At 41.3% G+C, this 15293-nt stretch carries 19 protein-coding genes and 2 tRNA genes; 11 read left to right on the forward strand and 10 right to left on the reverse strand.

The genetic code is table 11. The annotated features are described in order from the left end of the window. A partial coding sequence (locus FXW07_RS05745; protein WP_229394613.1) for a GyrI-like domain-containing protein occupies positions 1–203 on the forward strand: 203 nt, incomplete at its 5' end. Between the two features lie 95 nt (positions 204–298). Here FXW07_RS05745 and FXW07_RS05750 read toward each other — a convergent pair. From FXW07_RS05750 to FXW07_RS05770, 5 genes are all read right to left on the reverse strand, one after another. Next, positions 299–844 (reverse strand): nicotianamine synthase family protein, encoded by a 546-nt coding sequence (locus FXW07_RS05750; RefSeq protein WP_346655633.1) that lies wholly within the window; start codon positions 842–844, stop codon positions 299–301. Then, complete coding sequence (locus FXW07_RS05755) at positions 757–1170, reverse strand: nicotianamine synthase family protein (protein ID WP_229394614.1); 414 nt, start codon at positions 1168–1170, stop codon at positions 757–759. Before FXW07_RS05755 ends, FXW07_RS05750 begins: the two co-directional genes overlap by 88 nt. Positions 1171–1383: 213 nt before the next feature. Beyond that, positions 1384–1677, reverse strand: a complete 294-nt coding sequence (locus FXW07_RS05760) for an ArsR family transcriptional regulator (protein WP_048120939.1) — start codon at positions 1675–1677, stop codon at positions 1384–1386. Between the two features lie 73 nt (positions 1678–1750). Then, positions 1751–2005 (reverse strand): hypothetical protein, encoded by a 255-nt coding sequence (locus tag FXW07_RS05765; RefSeq protein WP_332310015.1) that lies wholly within the window; start codon positions 2003–2005, stop codon positions 1751–1753. Positions 2006–2457: 452 nt separating this feature from the next. Beyond that, entirely contained in the window at positions 2458–2922 is a 465-nt protein-coding gene (locus FXW07_RS05770; protein ID WP_229394615.1) for a PepSY domain-containing protein, read from the reverse strand. Between the two features lie 162 nt (positions 2923–3084). Here FXW07_RS05770 and FXW07_RS05775 point away from each other — a divergent pair, with 162 nt between their 5' ends. Together FXW07_RS05775 and FXW07_RS05780 are read left to right on the forward strand one after the other, a co-directional pair. Beyond that, positions 3085–3363, forward strand: a complete 279-nt coding sequence (locus FXW07_RS05775) for a hypothetical protein (RefSeq protein ID WP_229394616.1) — start codon at positions 3085–3087, stop codon at positions 3361–3363. Positions 3364–3630: 267 nt separating this feature from the next. Beyond that, positions 3631–4455, forward strand: a complete 825-nt coding sequence (locus tag FXW07_RS05780) for an alkaline phosphatase family protein (protein WP_229394617.1) — start codon at positions 3631–3633, stop codon at positions 4453–4455. 60 nt (positions 4456–4515) lie between these two features. Here FXW07_RS05780 and FXW07_RS05785 read toward each other — a convergent pair whose 3' ends face one another. The 3 genes from FXW07_RS05785 to FXW07_RS05795 all read right to left on the reverse strand — a co-directional run bounded on the left by FXW07_RS05785 (position 4516) and on the right by FXW07_RS05795 (position 6267). Beyond that, positions 4516–5136, reverse strand: coding sequence for a hypothetical protein (locus FXW07_RS05785; RefSeq protein WP_229394618.1), 621 nt, complete (start codon positions 5134–5136; stop codon positions 4516–4518). A gap of 153 nt (positions 5137–5289) precedes the next feature. Continuing rightward, entirely contained in the window at positions 5290–5682 is a 393-nt protein-coding gene (locus FXW07_RS05790) for an RDD family protein (RefSeq protein ID WP_048120930.1), read from the reverse strand. A 243-nt stretch (positions 5683–5925) separates the two neighbouring features. Beyond that, positions 5926–6267 carry a hypothetical protein gene (locus FXW07_RS05795; protein WP_229394619.1) on the reverse strand — a complete coding sequence of 114 codons (342 nt, stop codon included), beginning with the start codon at positions 6265–6267 and terminating at the stop codon, positions 5926–5928. Positions 6268–6591: 324 nt separating this feature from the next. On the opposite strand from FXW07_RS05795, the gene FXW07_RS05800 reads away from it, so the two are divergent. The 4 genes from FXW07_RS05800 to FXW07_RS05815 all read left to right on the forward strand — a co-directional run bounded on the left by FXW07_RS05800 (position 6592) and on the right by FXW07_RS05815 (position 12170). Beyond that, positions 6592–7728 carry a DUF373 family protein gene (locus tag FXW07_RS05800; RefSeq protein WP_229394620.1) on the forward strand — a complete coding sequence of 379 codons (1137 nt, stop codon included), beginning with the start codon at positions 6592–6594 and terminating at the stop codon, positions 7726–7728. Between the two features lie 91 nt (positions 7729–7819). Further along, positions 7820–8596 carry an S-methyl-5'-thioadenosine phosphorylase gene (gene mtnP, locus FXW07_RS05805; RefSeq protein WP_229394621.1) on the forward strand — a complete coding sequence of 259 codons (777 nt, stop codon included), beginning with the start codon at positions 7820–7822 and terminating at the stop codon, positions 8594–8596. A 513-nt stretch (positions 8597–9109) separates the two neighbouring features. Continuing rightward, entirely contained in the window at positions 9110–11587 is a 2478-nt protein-coding gene (locus FXW07_RS05810; RefSeq protein ID WP_229394711.1) for a DEAD/DEAH box helicase, read from the forward strand. Between the two features lie 181 nt (positions 11588–11768). Further along, entirely contained in the window at positions 11769–12170 is a 402-nt protein-coding gene (locus FXW07_RS05815) for a DUF3467 domain-containing protein (RefSeq protein ID WP_048120920.1), read from the forward strand. A 17-nt stretch (positions 12171–12187) separates the two neighbouring features. Here the strand turns inward: FXW07_RS05815 and FXW07_RS05820 are convergent, their stop codons facing one another. Continuing rightward, positions 12188–12454 carry a hypothetical protein gene (locus tag FXW07_RS05820; RefSeq protein ID WP_229394622.1) on the reverse strand — a complete coding sequence of 89 codons (267 nt, stop codon included), beginning with the start codon at positions 12452–12454 and terminating at the stop codon, positions 12188–12190. Positions 12455–12704: 250 nt separating this feature from the next. Here FXW07_RS05820 and FXW07_RS05825 point away from each other — a divergent pair, with 250 nt between their 5' ends. The 4 genes from FXW07_RS05825 (at position 12705) to FXW07_RS05840 (ending at position 14010) form a co-directional block, all read left to right on the forward strand. Continuing rightward, positions 12705–12929 carry an LSM domain-containing protein gene (locus tag FXW07_RS05825; RefSeq protein ID WP_048107204.1) on the forward strand — a complete coding sequence of 75 codons (225 nt, stop codon included), beginning with the start codon at positions 12705–12707 and terminating at the stop codon, positions 12927–12929. 32 nt (positions 12930–12961) lie between these two features. Further along, on the forward strand, positions 12962–13378 hold the full coding sequence (locus FXW07_RS05830) for an Lrp/AsnC family transcriptional regulator (RefSeq protein WP_229394623.1): 417 nt from the start codon (positions 12962–12964) through the stop codon (positions 13376–13378). Between the two features lie 199 nt (positions 13379–13577). Then, positions 13578–13655 (forward strand) — tRNA-Glu (locus tag FXW07_RS05835). A 277-nt stretch (positions 13656–13932) separates the two neighbouring features. Continuing rightward, positions 13933–14010, forward strand: a tRNA-Glu gene (locus tag FXW07_RS05840). 358 nt (positions 14011–14368) lie between these two features. On the opposite strand, the gene FXW07_RS05845 is transcribed toward FXW07_RS05840, so the two are convergent. Then, positions 14369–15292: a hypothetical protein gene (locus FXW07_RS05845; protein ID WP_229394624.1), complete on the reverse strand. Its 924-nt coding sequence runs from the start codon at positions 15290–15292 to the stop codon at positions 14369–14371. Position 15293 lies beyond the last annotated feature (1 nt).

The following is a 15293-nucleotide window of genomic DNA, read 5'->3' on the forward strand; positions in this document are numbered from 1 at the left end:
TACCTGCCATAAAAGTTGTTTCAGTAGTCTACCGGGGACCGTATCCAGGAGTTGAAGCCGGTTACAACCTGATTTTCTCGTATGCAAGGGAGAATAACCTGGAAACTCTGAGCCCGAGCAGGGAATTGTATTTCAATAGCCCTGAAGAAGTTCCTGAAGAAGAGCTTATGACTGAAATTCAGGTCCCGATAAGGGAAAAGTGATCCGTTAAACTAGTCTGTTAATAGTCTTTAATAATCTGTTAATAATCTTTAGTAGTCTGTTAATAGCCTGCTAATAGTATGTTAATAGTCTGTTACTACTCCGGAATTCCGGAGCAATTACTCTTTTTTTCCAGAAATACAACCGTGTTATATGCAGGAGGGTCGGGCAGGATTCTCTTATATTCCCTGTAACCCTCGGGCAAATCAAGCAAAAAGTCCCGGTTTAGCAGTTTCATTAAGCCTTTTTCGTAGACCCTATAAGAAATCCTGCAGCCTGCCGGTATTACTTTTAGTAAATATTCAAGAATTTCTTTTTTGGGTTCAGCCTGGGCAGCTATCATGAGAGCCTTTACCCCTGTATCAGTATCTAGAAAATCAATCGGGTTCATGGAGAAATGGCTCCCATTAACTATGGTGATGTCTTTAGAAAGCCCAAGCTTATCAAGCACTTCCATTGAAAGCCTTGCCCTTTCAGAGTTCTGCTCTATCCCTGTGCTTTTTACCCCATAATATTTGAAGAAAACAATGAGCGTAAGGGGAAGAGGTCCACTCCCTAAAAAAAAATTCTGTCCCCGGCTTTTAGCCCGAAACCCTCGTATTCTGTTCGTACCAGTTGGAGGTAATTTTTGTAGAAGGGGAATTTCTCAAGGATGTCCCAGGGGGAATGACCCGCAAGAATTTCTTTTGCATATCCGGTTTCCAGCCTTACCGTATATAAATTCCTGAATCGGTTCAGGTGAAAGAAAATTGGTTCTAGCTCCTGTTTATTCAGGAGAATAGAAACTACATCATTTCCCAGGTCCCGGGTAATTAGAGCATCCAGCTTCATAAACAATTTTTCGGGCTTGTCCGAAGAGCCGGATAAGATCGCTTCATCAGAGAGTTCTCTTATGTCCTTATACAGATCGAGTATTTCTTTGAGAACAAACTCTGAAAGCTCCAGACTCTTACCAATCGCACCAACCATACTAATCCCCAAAGAGTATTATGGTGCGCCTGAATATATTCCTGTTGAGAATTATCAGGTCCTGAAACTCAGAAGGCTGAAGCTTAATAATTATTTCAGGATAAAACACAGGATAAAACACAGGATAAAACACAGGATAAAACACAGGATAAAACATGGCAGTAAAAATACTGACTAACATGAAAAATATAGAAATCTGGTAGAATCCAGACTTCACTCGAAAATCCGTTTTAGATCTTCCATCCCGAGAGAAACATCAAATTCCTTTAACCGATAAAACTTCTTGGCCCTGAGGTCATCATCTTCAAGTCTGAGATCACTTTCAACAAATCCGGCTTTCTCCAGGCGTTTTAAATGCAGGTTTACTACCTGTCTTGAGAGATTCAGGTCCTTGGCGAGTTCGTATACATATCTTTCCCTTTCGGCCAGCAGGTAAAGCAGTTTAAGCCTTATGGGATGAGAGAGCGCCTCACCAATATCTACTATTTGTTGAAGTGATTTTACCATTCGGAATGTCCTCGCATACTTTTGGTTGCACCTGGACTGGAAGATTTCCAGAGCCTGCAGCAGATATAAAGATTTAGATTTCTTCGAGCTTGGATTTTATATCTTCTACTGTTTTTTTGATTTCTTCGATATCTTTTTCCATTTTGATGATTCGCTCATTATCCCTTGGAGCTGTGTACCCGGACCTATTCAGCAGCACTACCGTTGCACCTACTATAAGGAGAATGATTAGAAGATTCAGGAGAAATCCCCAAAAGGAACTAGTTATGCCATATCCCATGCCATTCAAGCTTTCCACCTCAAAAATAACAGATATTCTTAAGATCATCGGTTTTTCTTATTCCACCGACTTTTTTCTCAGATATTGCTACCATAGATATAAAAGAATATCCGGAAAAAGGTATGCAAATATAAAAATCCATTAGAGATTTTGGCTTTTCGCCATCCACTATGATAAGATGATTTTCAATTCAAGATCGCATTGGTTTTTATGGGGACATTTGAGGAGATCCACACAAAACAACGAAGAGCCGAGATAGATAAAAGGGCAATGAATTGAAGAATTAACCTGTAACTTGAAGAATTAACCCGTAACTTGAAGAATTAACCCGTAACTTGAAGAATTAACCTGTAATTTGAATAATTAACATGTAATTTGAATAATTAACATGTAATTTGAATAATTAACCAGCAACTTGAAGAATTAATCTGAGAAAATAAATAAAAAGGATAGTGTTAGGTGATGGCTTCAATATTCAATTAATATTGAAGTACTGTTGCTCAAAAGGCAGATGACTTGCAGTAGCCCTGGCCCCTGCTGTATCTGCTGCCTGTCTGTGCTCCTGTACAAACAGGATAATCGGTAAACACTTCACCGCTGACGGCATCAATTCTTGCCTGTTTGTAAACTCCGTCCTCGTCCTTGTAGGAAACAATCCACCAGCGACGCATCTGAGAAATGTCCTCTTTGGAAACGTTGCTGTCTATTTTTGTTTTTGCGATTTCGAGTGCTTCGTCTACGGTCTTGACCTCAAGTTCCGAAGTATTATTTGAGTTGAAATAAGGACAGTCGGAAAAGTTTCCGTAACGTGAACCAGAATCCATGTTCCTTGCAGCCCACCTGTGCATTAATCCAGAGCCATAGTTTGTCCCTGCATTATCCGAAGCAACTGCACTGACTACCGCTGCTCCGGAAACCCCTATAAACAGTATTCCCAGAAGAATTGCTATAATTGCTTTTCTCATTTTTACACCTTTACGCATATTTTTCTTTTGTTTGTAACCTGTAATTAGCTTTAAACCTGTAATTATCTGTAACTTTCTGTTATCACATCATATGTAGTGTTTAGGCTACATATGTACTTTGGCATAAAGATATATAATTATTGTCATGTACTGCTTAATTTCATGAAAAGTCAGCGGTACTTTTCATTTACCCACCCAACAAGCGGCAAGACCCGGCAAAGGTTTTCAGCAGTGGTTTCAAGGGCTGTAAAAATCTGGGTTATGGGGCTAAACCCAGGAGTTCGGGCTCCGAGCAGTTCGAAAGGAACAAGTTTGATTACAAAGAGGCTTGCCAGCATGAGCGTTAGAACAAACCACCATCTCAAAGGGTTTCGCGGCAATTATGAGAGTCCCGAAAAATGCCTGACAGAAGCCCTAAGAGGTGACATCAGGGATACCTAATTAATTCTGAAAACCCTTCCCATTCTTCAAGGGGTTCTACTTCAGGAAACTCTACTTCAGAAAACTCTACTTCAGGGAGCTCTACTTCAGGTAACTCTACTTCAGGTAACTCTTCATTTTTTGCGTTATTCTACCCCGGATACTCATATTCTGTCCATTGGACATTCGTACCTGATCCTACATAATTATTTACAGTTATCTAAGCCCACAATAGCAATACAGGAACACATATAAGCCGGCTTGTTAGATAATGTAAATAGAGAGCATATGAAAATTTTAGAATGCAACACCATTGATATTGCCCCTACGATCTCGAGATTACTGAAAATCCCTATGGTTCCGCCAACTGGCAGGCCAATTCAGGAAGTAGAGAGCTACGCAAAGGAAAGAGGCTGCAAAAGAGCAGTAATTATTGTGGTTGACAGTCTGGGTTATTCTCTTTATAACTATTTTTCTCCGATAATGAAGAACTTGAGCGAAATCGCCGAAAAAGGGCTCCTCTTCAGGTGCAAATCCCCAGCAACAATAACCTCTCCTGCTATTGCATCAATCTTTACAGGATATCTGCCAGAAGAGCATAATATCTACTCTACCGCGGACATTTATACTGAAAGGACAAAAGACTCGGAAAACCCGAAACTGAAAAGCATTATGGAATGGGCTTGCAGGGCAGGCATGAAAGCGTCAGCAGTCATAGAGTCCGAAGGTGCGGAAAGTTTCAGGGGAAGGATAAAAGACTTTTATGGGGTCCCAAATTCCGAGGATATCCTGGATTATGACCTCCAAATTACGAATTATGCATTACATGCCCTCAAAGAAAAGCCCGATATCCTGGCAGTTCACCTCAGGACCCTTGACCGTTTTTCTCACAGGGCAGAAAGCTGGGAAGAACTGAAAAAGGCTGCAATGTCTGTGGATGAAAACCTGGGTGAGATTTACAGAAATGCGGAAAAAGGAACGATTTTCTTTATCTGCGGGGATCACGCAATTCACGGAGGAAAAAAGTGGTTAAAAGATGTTGAAGGAGAATATGTCAAAAACCACAGGCAAAACTTTGTGGCTCTTATCGTAGCCTGTAATCAAGAAGCATAAGCCTTTTCGGTCTCCCTGTAAAGTTTAGTCTGTAAAGTTTAGCCTGTAAAGTTTAGCATATCAGAATTTATGCTCAACTTTAAGAACCCTGGTGAAACACCGGATCGTTCGATTGGTATTCTTATGCAGGATTCCGATACCTCCTGCTTCTTCCCACTCGCGGATATTCTCGGAGTTATCATCAATAAGAACCCTTGCAAACCCTGATTGTAAGGCTTTTTCCGGGCGGTAACAGAGAATTGCAGCCTCTGCATAAGAGGGCCCGAGTTCTTTCCTGAGCCATTTGATTTTTCCCTCTCTCGCATTGGTTAAGGCTTTTTTCCTCTCAGGTCCGGGAAGTGCAGAAAGGATTGTCGGACAAAGGCCCGAGCTTCTAAGGAAAACATGCAATTCCTGCCCGCCTGGCATCCAGGACATTTCGGACCAGAACTCAATTCCTGCAGATGTAATCTTTTTCCAGAAGAGTTCTCTGTCGTTACTGTACCAGAACATCATATTGCCACTGAGCTTCTCACAGGCTGAGGTGAAATCCGTAAGGACTCCATCCATATCAAGGAAGAGTTTTATTCCTTCCACGGTCCCGGAAGAAAAAGAGGTATCATGTAAGTGGCTTGAGAGAGAACTCTGAAAGCTTACAGGTCTGTTCTGGATAAAATTGTGATTATTGAAGGAAATAGACATAATAAACTTCCCTTGATTGCTCTAGTAGCAAATGACTTCCCATTAATCATTAAGACACCATAATAAAAAAAAGTACTCATAGTAAAAAAATTGATATGATCTATGAAGTCTGATATGACCTATGAAGTTTAGAAGAGAAGAATAGTATTAAGATCAGTCCTCCTGAATAAATACCAACGTCTTTGCAATAATATCGTGAAAAGCCTGCTTTTTTGAAGTAAAAAGGATCAGCAGAAACCCTGCAAAAAAGGGAATTACAGCGAAAATTTTCAGAATAAATCGCTTTGTTGCCTGTATAAAGGAGATTCTGTTTCCGTTGAGGTCAGTAACAATGATGTTCACAGCTTGCTTGCCCACTGTTGACTTCAGGGTAGAACTCTCCTGAAAGACAAAATAAGCCCACATTGCGAGAAAGAACAGAATATAGAAGAGGGCTTCATCTATGGTTTCTGTGATTAGTTCTAAAAACATAAAAAGGGAAATAATTACGAAAATGTCGATTATTGAAGCTATAAGCCTCCTGGAAATGCCAGAGTATGGTTGCATCAAGATCTTTCTCATCTTATTTATACAGATGCAGTGTTGAATAATAAAGTTAACTCTATAATTAAAATATAAAAGAGAAAAATGTTGAAAGCATTGGAATGTTGAATCCAAACCGATTCAATGAATATGCATTGAAAAGCAGATCCGATAATAAAAGAGAAGGTTAAGAAGGTATTTTCTCCTCTCAGGGGAGATTCTTACCTTCTTGTCTGTTACTTTATCACTTTTATTACTTTGCTATTATTATTTTTTCTTTGAAATAGGGATTTCGATCTTATCCACCAGTTTCTTTACATCGTTCTTGATATCGGAGGCAAGTTTTTTTGCGCTGTCGCCGGTTGTATCAACCAGTTTTTCAACCCTTGCAGTGATGCTCTTTACCTCATCTTTCACATCAATTGATTTTATTTCCCCTGAGATAGACTTTATTTCGGTATTTATATTCTTTGCAAGTTTTGAGGCTTCGTCCCCTGTTTTCTTTGCAAGAGTATCAATGTCGCTCCCAAGCTTTCCAACTTTCTCCTGTATTCTGCTCTTTTTTCCAGCTTCGGCTTCTTTACTTTCGCTTTCCGTTGGTTGTGCCATATAAACCCCTCTTTATTTTTGATAAAAGATAATTAATTTCTCTCAGAAAGAGAGCCTGTTTTTATAGACATTTACTTATTGGTTTCCGAAATTATAAGAGTATCTTTAGAAGTGAAAATTTATTTTTGAAAGTAAATTCTGTTGCGCTACAAGCTTAATAAAGTATAAATTAAAATAGTATGCTTGTAAAAAGTAAAGCGATTTAACTGATTAAAAGAGTTTATGCAAAACTCCGGCAGGAAATATATAAGAGCCAAATCAGGATATCGTATTCATAAAAAACTCTCTGCGATAGAGTAAGCCATTGAAAGCTATAGAGGATATATGCAGACTTTAGTTATATGCATAGACAGAGATAACGATCTGGGCGAAAAAGCAAAACTCGAAACCCCAATAGTAGGGCGGGAGGCAAATGTTCAGGCTGCCGTTGCACTTGGGATCGCAGACCCGGAGGATTCTGATACCAACACTATCTTCGGTGGAATCAGGATTCTTGATGAATTACGAGCAAAAGGAACTGATGCTGAGATAGTTTCTTTTGCAGGAGACAAAAACGTTGGAGTGATCTCAGACCAGAAAATTTCCGAGCAGCTTGAAACATTTCTCAATATGTACGACGTGCAGAGGGCGATATTCGTCTCGGATGGGGCAGAGGACGAAACGCTTGTGCCTATTGTCCAGTCCCGTATGAGAATTGACTCCGTGAAAAGAATTGTAATAATGCAGAGCCAGAATCTTGAAAGTACTTACTATATCCTGAAACACGTCTTTAGCGACCCGAAAATCTCCCAGACTTTCTTTGTACCTTTAGGGCTTGCTTTTCTCATTTATGCAATATTTTTGCTTGCCCGCTATCCCGAAGGTGCAATTGTGGGAATTCTTGCAGCTGTGGGGCTTTACATGTTGTACAGGGGTTTTGGGCTGGACGATCTTGTCGCTCTTGAAAAAGAAAAGCTCTGGGACGCTTTTCTGGAACAGAGGATGGTTTTTATCAGCTATACGGCTTCCCTGCTTACAATGCTTGTAGCAACTGCATACGGAGCTATGGAAGTATGGAAGCTTTACTCGGCAGATGGAGTCTGGTATCAGGGGATCCTTACGCTTGTCTCAGTATTCATCAATGCTTCAGTCTGGTGGTATGCAGGAGCGATGCTGCTTGCCGACCTTGGAAAAATCTTCGATTTAAGGATGGAAAATAAGCCCATTTATAAAAACGTCGCAATCTCTTTATTCGTGATCGCAACAGGGCTGCTATTCTGGGGTGCAAGTACATACATTTTAGCAACGGCTTCCCTTTCGGAAGGCATTACCAATGATGCGTCCCTTGCCCTCCAGTACTTTGTGTATTCGGTCGCAGTTGCGGTTCTCATTGCCCTTGCAGGAATAAAATACAGCGTATCGAATCAGGCCTCCGAAAATGAAGATAGAGGAAGAGATAAAAGAAGAAAAAAACTCGCCTGACTGCAGGCGACCTGTCATAAATTTTGAAGCTCGACGGGGTTAAAAATCGAAAATGGGGGGTAATAGTAAAAACCGTCAGGAAGATCATAAAATGGAAAAAATACCTGAAAACGTTGAAATTGCAGTGCTCGGTGGTGTCGGTTTTAACTCTTACCAGGAATTTGAAAACCAGTTAGTAAACACTCCATATGGAGAAGTTACAGTTTATCTTACTACCATCAGAGGGAAAAAAGTTGCAGTAATCCCAAGGCATGCAGGAGAAAACCATATTCCTCCTCACAGGATTAACTACAGGGCCAATATCTGGGCTGTAGATTGTATCGGGGCAAAACGTGTAATCTCCACAAATTCCGTTGGGTCAATGCGAGGGCATCCGGTGGGTAGTTTTGTAGTACTTAACGATTTTATAGATTTTACCCGGAACCGGCCTTCTACCTTTTATGATGACAAAACCGTACACGTCGATGTATCTGAACCTTACTGCCCTGAGATCAGGGTAGCCCTTAGAGACGCTCTGGAAAAACAGGGATTACCTTATACCGAAGGAATTTATGCCTGCACGGAAGGCCCACGTTTTGAGACCAGGGCCGAAATCCGCATGATGAGCCAATTTGCCGATGTTGTGGGCATGACGGGTGTACCTGAAGTGGGCCTTGCAAAAGAACTCAGCCTCTGTTATGCTTCTCTTGCCATTATCACAAATCAGGCCTGCGGAATGACCACACAGAAACTAACTGCTGACGAAGTTACCGAAGTTGTGGGAAAAGCTCAGGATGCAATCTTTGAGATTATTTCGGATACAATAAAAAAGATCCCGGAAACTCGAAACTGCAGGTGCAGATTTGCTAAGGAAGGAGCCTGTTTATAAAACAGTACTTTAAGGAGCAATATGTAAGTAGCTTCTATGTAGAGAGTTTTATTCTATTATTTTCGAGAGGTAGTTTCTCTAATTGCTTCTCCCATACAATTTCTTTAAATAGTTATTTTATATCTTCCTCCAACTAACTCATTAAAACAATTTTTTTAATTGACGAATTCAATACTATTGCTATTCGAGGAAATTTTCCAGTAAATTTAATAATATAATTATTGAGTAATAAAATATTTATATAATAGTTACCTATAAAGTGAGGTTGCAAGTGAGATGGAAAAGTAGAAGTCCGAAAGGTGTGCTAAGGAAGGATATGTAGTACTCCCAAACAACGCTGAAAGTATAAACAATATTTAAATAGATTTTCACCTGTAAACGCAAATTATGCTGCCAGAAATTAAGAAGACAGCAGAATGTTGTTTTTCTCAAACTTCAAAATTTAAACTTTGAAGGGAAATTTACAGGTTTTAAGGGAATCTTACTTATACCACTTATATATCAGGATAAAAAATCATGCTCTGGGTCCTAGGTTATGCTGAAAAATCGAAGATAAGAGTTATGGCTATAAAGGACCGGATGAAACAGCCGCTTTATATGGCCGAGCTCGTTATAAAAGATAGTTACAAAGGGCCTCGCCCTCTCAAAATCAGGCTCCTCACCGGTAAAAAAGAAGAATTCATTCCTCCTCAGCAGTTTATAGAGCTCCTGCGCAGTGCAAACCGAATAATGTTCGCAGAAGGAGGAGATCCCGCAAATGAGGCTGCTTTTCTGGAAATGCTTAAAGGTTTTCAACTTGATGCGGACAAAGTAAAAATCTGTAAACATTGCTGGATTAATAAACGTTTCAACTTTGTAAACAGTAAATCCATCAAGTACAATAATGAACTCATCTGCCTGGAATGTGCAAAAGAAGAACTATTGCGTGCAGTCCGTTCGGCTGGTGTGCAGTATGGGGAAAAATCCATAGATTTCCTGGAGCAGGTGCTTTCAAAAACCCGAGACCTTGACAGGACTATCCGGATGCTGAGCCCTGAAAGGCTTGACCCTGAATTCACACGCTATGATACTATAAGAACAAATCCTGCCAGTGCTACAGTTAGGATAAAAAGCCTGCCTCTGCAAAAGAAATTTAAGGAAATGCTGCTCGAAAAATCCGAGACCCTGCTGCCTGTCCAGGCATTATCGATAGAAGCCGGGCTTCTGGAAGGGAAAAACCAGTTTGTAGTCTCGGCAACAGCAACTGGAAAGACCCTCATAGGGGAGATGGCAGGAATCCAGAACCTCTTTAACAAAAAAGGAAAAATGCTCTACCTCGTCCCCCTGGTTGCACTTGCAAACCAGAAGTATGAACAGTTCAAAGAACGCTATTCAAAACTCGGGTTCACAACCTCCATAAAGATCGGAGCAATTCTAATAAAAACTTCTCAGCGCGTGAAGATGCAGACCAGCCCGGGTGCGGATATTATTGTAGGGACGTACGAGGGTATAGACCACATGCTTCGGTCGGGAAATGCCGATTTCCTGGGCAAAATCGGAACTGTGGTAGTGGACGAAGTCCATACTCTCGAAGACCAGGAGAGGGGCCACAGGCTGGATGGGCTTATCGGAAGGCTGAGATATGTGGCACCCGAAGCTCAATTTATCTATCTCTCTGCAACTGTTGCAAATCCCGCAGGCTATGCGAAGAAACTCGGAGCTCAGCTTATCCGTTACGAGCACAGGCCAGTTCCTATTGACAGGCATCTTCTTTTCTGCCAGGAAAACGAAAAAGCAAAGTTGATTTCCCAGCTCGCGAAAGAAGAATATTCAGTGTTCTCTTCCAAAAAGCACAGAGGACAGACAATTGTCTTTACAAATTCCCGTCGAAACTGTCACAAGCTTGCAGGAGCTCTTTCGATTCAGGCGGCTCCCTATCATGCCGGGCTTTCACAGTACGAGAGAAAGAAAGTTGAAACTCGTTTTGCAAAAGGAGAGATTCCGGTAGTTGTGACCACGGCTGCTCTTGCGGCTGGGGTGGATTTTCCGGCTTCCCAGGTGATCTTTGAATCCCTGGCAATGGGAATTGACTGGATATCAGTCCAGGATTTTCTGCAGATGAGCGGAAGGGCAGGGAGACCTGACTATCATGATAGGGGAGTTGTTGTGCTTATGCCTGTGCCTGGAAAATCGTATTCAGGTTCACAGTCCGATACCGAAGAAGAGGTTGCAATTAAACTGCTCCAGGGAGAAATGATCTCAGCAGGCGTACATTACGGAGAAGCCGAACAGCTAGAGGAAGTGCTTGCATCGGTTGCAGTTACCTCCTCGGTGCAGGACCTCAGAATGATCCACAACCAGATGTTTGGAGACTATGACCTGGATAAGTTGGTTCTGCGTCTTCAGAGCTACCGTTTTGTGGAAAGAAAAGGAAACCGAATAACGCTTACGCGGTTTGGAAAAATTACTGCAGCACATTTCCTTCCGGTATCAAAAGCTTTTCTGATTCGAGATGCAGTGCTTGGAGATAATGAACCTCTGAAGATCGCAACGAACCTGGAGTTTTTTGATGCAGCGTATTTCAAGTATGCAAACCAGATAGGAAGCTCCCTGCATGTGAATATGCCTTCAAGGATTTTTCAGGGAGCTACCCTTGATATAATCTTTGACGGGGAGTCTCTTTCCCAGCTTGATGCAAAACTCCAGGAACTCCTGTTAAACTTTGCTTCGGACTTTTTAACCTGTAAATGCAAAGATTCGCCTTACTGCGGATGCGCAGAACAGAAGTTTTCGGAAAAAATAATCAAGCTACGTACAGAATCGCTTGAGCCTGTACAGATAGTAAAGAAACTTGAAAATAAATACGGCATCTCAGCCTATCAGGGTGATGTTTTCGGGTACCTGGACAACGCAGTCAGGAACCTTGACGCCGTGGAACTTATAGCAAAAGTACACTCTAAAAAGGGAGTTGCAGAAGAAGCAAAAAAACTTAAAAAGAAAGTCCAGGGTTAAAAGATCAAAAACGTTTTTGCAGATAACATTGTATAATGAGTTAAAATGTTCCTGCTTGTGTGGGAATGCTTTGTTTATATTGAGAAGATTGGCCGGTTTTTTAAGGGTCGGTCATCAGTATTAATGAGATATGAGATAAAAATCTTATAAGATACTTGAGAGTAAAAATTGAGGTAATTTCATGACCGAGGATGTTGAATCCAGGGAAAATATTGAAAGCGCAGCTTCTAAAAAGATTAAGAAAGGTATTACAATCGAATTTATGAAGCCTGAGAACTTCAGGCAGATATATGCTATAGGAGCTGCAGGTGGGCACAGCCCCTATGATTTCAGGATCGGTTTTTATAATGACACTCCAAAACTGTTTGGGGATTCCTCGGAATCAAGAGTTATCCAGAGGCGTGTAGAAACCGAAGTGATACTTTCTCCGGTAGCTGCACTTGAGCTTTCCCGCTGGCTGACCCAGCATATAAATGAATACGAATCCGTTTTTGGGCCCATTGCAAGAGCAATCCCAAGACCAAAAAAGGAGTCATCTGCAAAGCTTGTTGACGAAAGTACGGACCTCCAGGGTTACATCTGACCCATTATGTTTAAGTTTTAAAGACCCCTATCCCCAAACCCCATCAGCATGATCACAAGTTTTTTTAAAAAAGGCTTGACCGCAACCCTTTTCAAAAAAGGCTTGACCGAAAACCCCAAGAACCGTTTGAGTCTGATAACCTTATCCCCAAACCCTATCGGCGTGATAAACCGGCGCAACGGTTTGTGATAAACCGGCGCAACGGTTGCGGCCCCAACGGTTGCTGATAAACAGAAAAATTTGAACTGCAGTTTATGGAAGGAGCTATTTGATCCAGGGGGCATTTGAGAGCTCTTGGAGATCGATGGTTATATATCTCTGTAAAGGGTATGTAGTTTTCAGTTTTCTTAAAAGCCGGTGGAGTGACAATATAAAGAAATTTCTCAGTCGCTGGCATGAGGCGTCTGATACAGGCAACAAGTAAACCGCAGGTGTGGATGCGGTTCTGATGCGACTTGCTCCTCACTGGCTTGGGACGTAAAAAACATAAGTGAGTACGGGGAGAATTCAGAATAAATCAGCGAGGGTTTAAATTTGTTCCCAAATAAAAAAGTTCAGAAAATTGTTGGATCAAGAATCCAGGTAGAAATGAAAGGCGATCTTAATCTGCTCGAAGGCACTCTTAAGAGCGTGGACGACTATATGAACCTCCATCTCGTGGACACCATGGAGATCGTAAAAGGAGAAAAAGTTCGTTCCCTTGGTTCAGTAGTACTTCGCGGTAATAACATTATACTGATCACTCCTGTAGAAGAATAAAACTTCATAAGGAACTCTATTAGTGTGAAATCATGGATCTTGAAGAAGAAGCCTATAATATAATAAAAAGACATAAAGAAGGCGTTTTCCAGAACGTCATCTGGAAAGAGTTGAATATCGACAGCAGAAAATGCTCCAGAATCATAAAAAAACTTCTGGATAAAGACCTTATTATACGAGAGGTTGGAGTCTCAAACGGAGCAAGAACATATCTACTGAAAGCGAAGGAAGAGGTTAAGGAAAAATATGACCTTCTGCTTGCAGGAGAATTGTTTTCGTCCTGTACAGGCTGCACTGGCGACTGTCAACCAGAATACTGTGGGAGACTCAGCGAATGGATTGGCAACCTCGTACAAGAAGATAAAAAATCGGAAGAGACAGATGAAATAAAAGCCGATGTCGAAGATGAGGACGAAGCTGAAGAGGACGAAGCTGAAGAAGAAATGTGAAAAAAGAATTTTTGGACTCAACAGCCAATATCATTCTTAAAGACATTTTTCGGTCAAGCTTTTTTTAAAAAGGCTTGTGATATCGCCTGATTCAACAGCTAATAACATTTTGAAAGGTATCGGCAGCCGCTAACTATTTATAGAAAAAACCCTTATTGAAGAACCCCCTTCAATAAGGGGAAAATAAGATACAATAAAAGCTCCGGTAGTGTAGTCCGGCCAATCATTCCGGCCTTTCGAGCCGAAGACTCGGGTTCGAATCCCGGCCGGAGCACCATATTCTTTTTTATAAGCATCGCGTGAAAGTTCACGACGTTTGATCGATTTGTCCAGATCCAAATTATACGCTATTTTAAAAATATTTTGAGATTTCAGAATTTTAGAGGATCTTTTTCGAAGAGTTGCGTCTTACCTATATAGCGTAATAAAAATTAATTTTAACAGTCATCCCATAAAAGGTTATCTTGTTAATAGATTACACCAGAAAGGGTCGTCAAGGGACAGATTTATATATTACTTAAGTCTATTGAAGGTCTCGCTGTGAGATGCAATGTGCTCCGGTAGTGTAGTCCGGCCAATCATTCCGGCCTTTCGAGCCGAAGACTCGGGTTCGAATCCCGGCCGGAGCACCATATTAAATTTCTTGCATCGAATTCTTTTCTATAGCGATTTTTCTACAGTGAGTTATGAGTTTTCTACAGTGATTTTCCTACAATGATTCATGAATTTTCCTCTAACTATTTGCACTCTTTCAAAATTACTCTATTTTTTAATGCGGAAAAATAAATTTTTCAGGGTCTACTTCCGGCGTTTTAAGTTTCTTTATTGTTTAACTCCCCTATTTTAACTCCCCTATTTTAACTCCCCTATTTTAACTCCCCTATTTTAACTCCCCTATTTTAACTCCCCTATTTTAACTCCCCTATTTTAACTCCCCTATTTTAACTCCCTATTTTGCTTCCCTAACTCTAACTTTCCCCAACTGCTTCTTTAACTCTTTTTCAGGATAAAAGAATGGAATTCCTTTATTTCCCTGATTTTTTCCAGGTTCTGTTCTGCGTCAAGCAGGCCTGCCGTGTTGATGGATTCAAGCGCAGCCTTTGCGGCAAAGCAAGCTCCTTTCATACCTTGCTCCAGAGCGAGTAACCGGATCATTTCCAGAGACCATGCGATCTGGACAAGTATATTTTTCATTCCTCCCTGAGATACCTCGGTACCCAGGTTTTCGAGTGCCTCAATTACTGCTTTTGTGCAGGGCTCGTTATTTTCTCTTACAGCGGCATTACCCAGATCTTCAAGAATGACCGAAGCTTCCAGAGTGCTGGTTTCTATTGCCTGTTTGGCCGAAGCGACTCCTGTCTCTCCAAGGTAGCCTATAGCAGCAATTCCGGTCTTATTAAGGCTTTTTTCTATGGATAGCAGTGATACCTGCAGAAGGTATGCCTCAGCAAGGCTTATCAGCGTTTCCATTTTCATTCTTGAGTAGCCCTTTCCGCAAGTTCCGAGCGATTCGGCTGCACTTATGGCTGCCACATCCAGGCCTTTTCCAGCAAACTCCAGGGCAAGGCTCCCTACAATAGATAGAGCCTTTATAGCAATCGTCTCCCTTTTTTGGCCGGCAGCCTCAAGTGATATATCTCCAAGAACACGACCTGAAACTGAGCATGCTTGCTCCATTTTCATTTCGGCAGATACCCTTGCTATGTCCCCTATAGAGATTACCAGTGCTTTTATATCCAGTTCGTTTTCAGGATCGGCATCCAGGGGAATCAACTGGAGTGCGAAGCCCTTGAGTTTGTCGACAGCTTCTACTGTTCCTTTCAAGTCCCCACTATACGCTTTTTTGAATCCTTCTTCAATAGCCTGGACTTCATCCAGCTCGTTTACATCTACCGGCGATGTATCAAACCCCACA

The organism is Methanosarcina sp. DH1 (assembly GCF_020804205.1).
GTDB classification, from domain to species: Archaea; Halobacteriota; Methanosarcinia; order Methanosarcinales; family Methanosarcinaceae; genus Methanosarcina; species Methanosarcina vacuolata.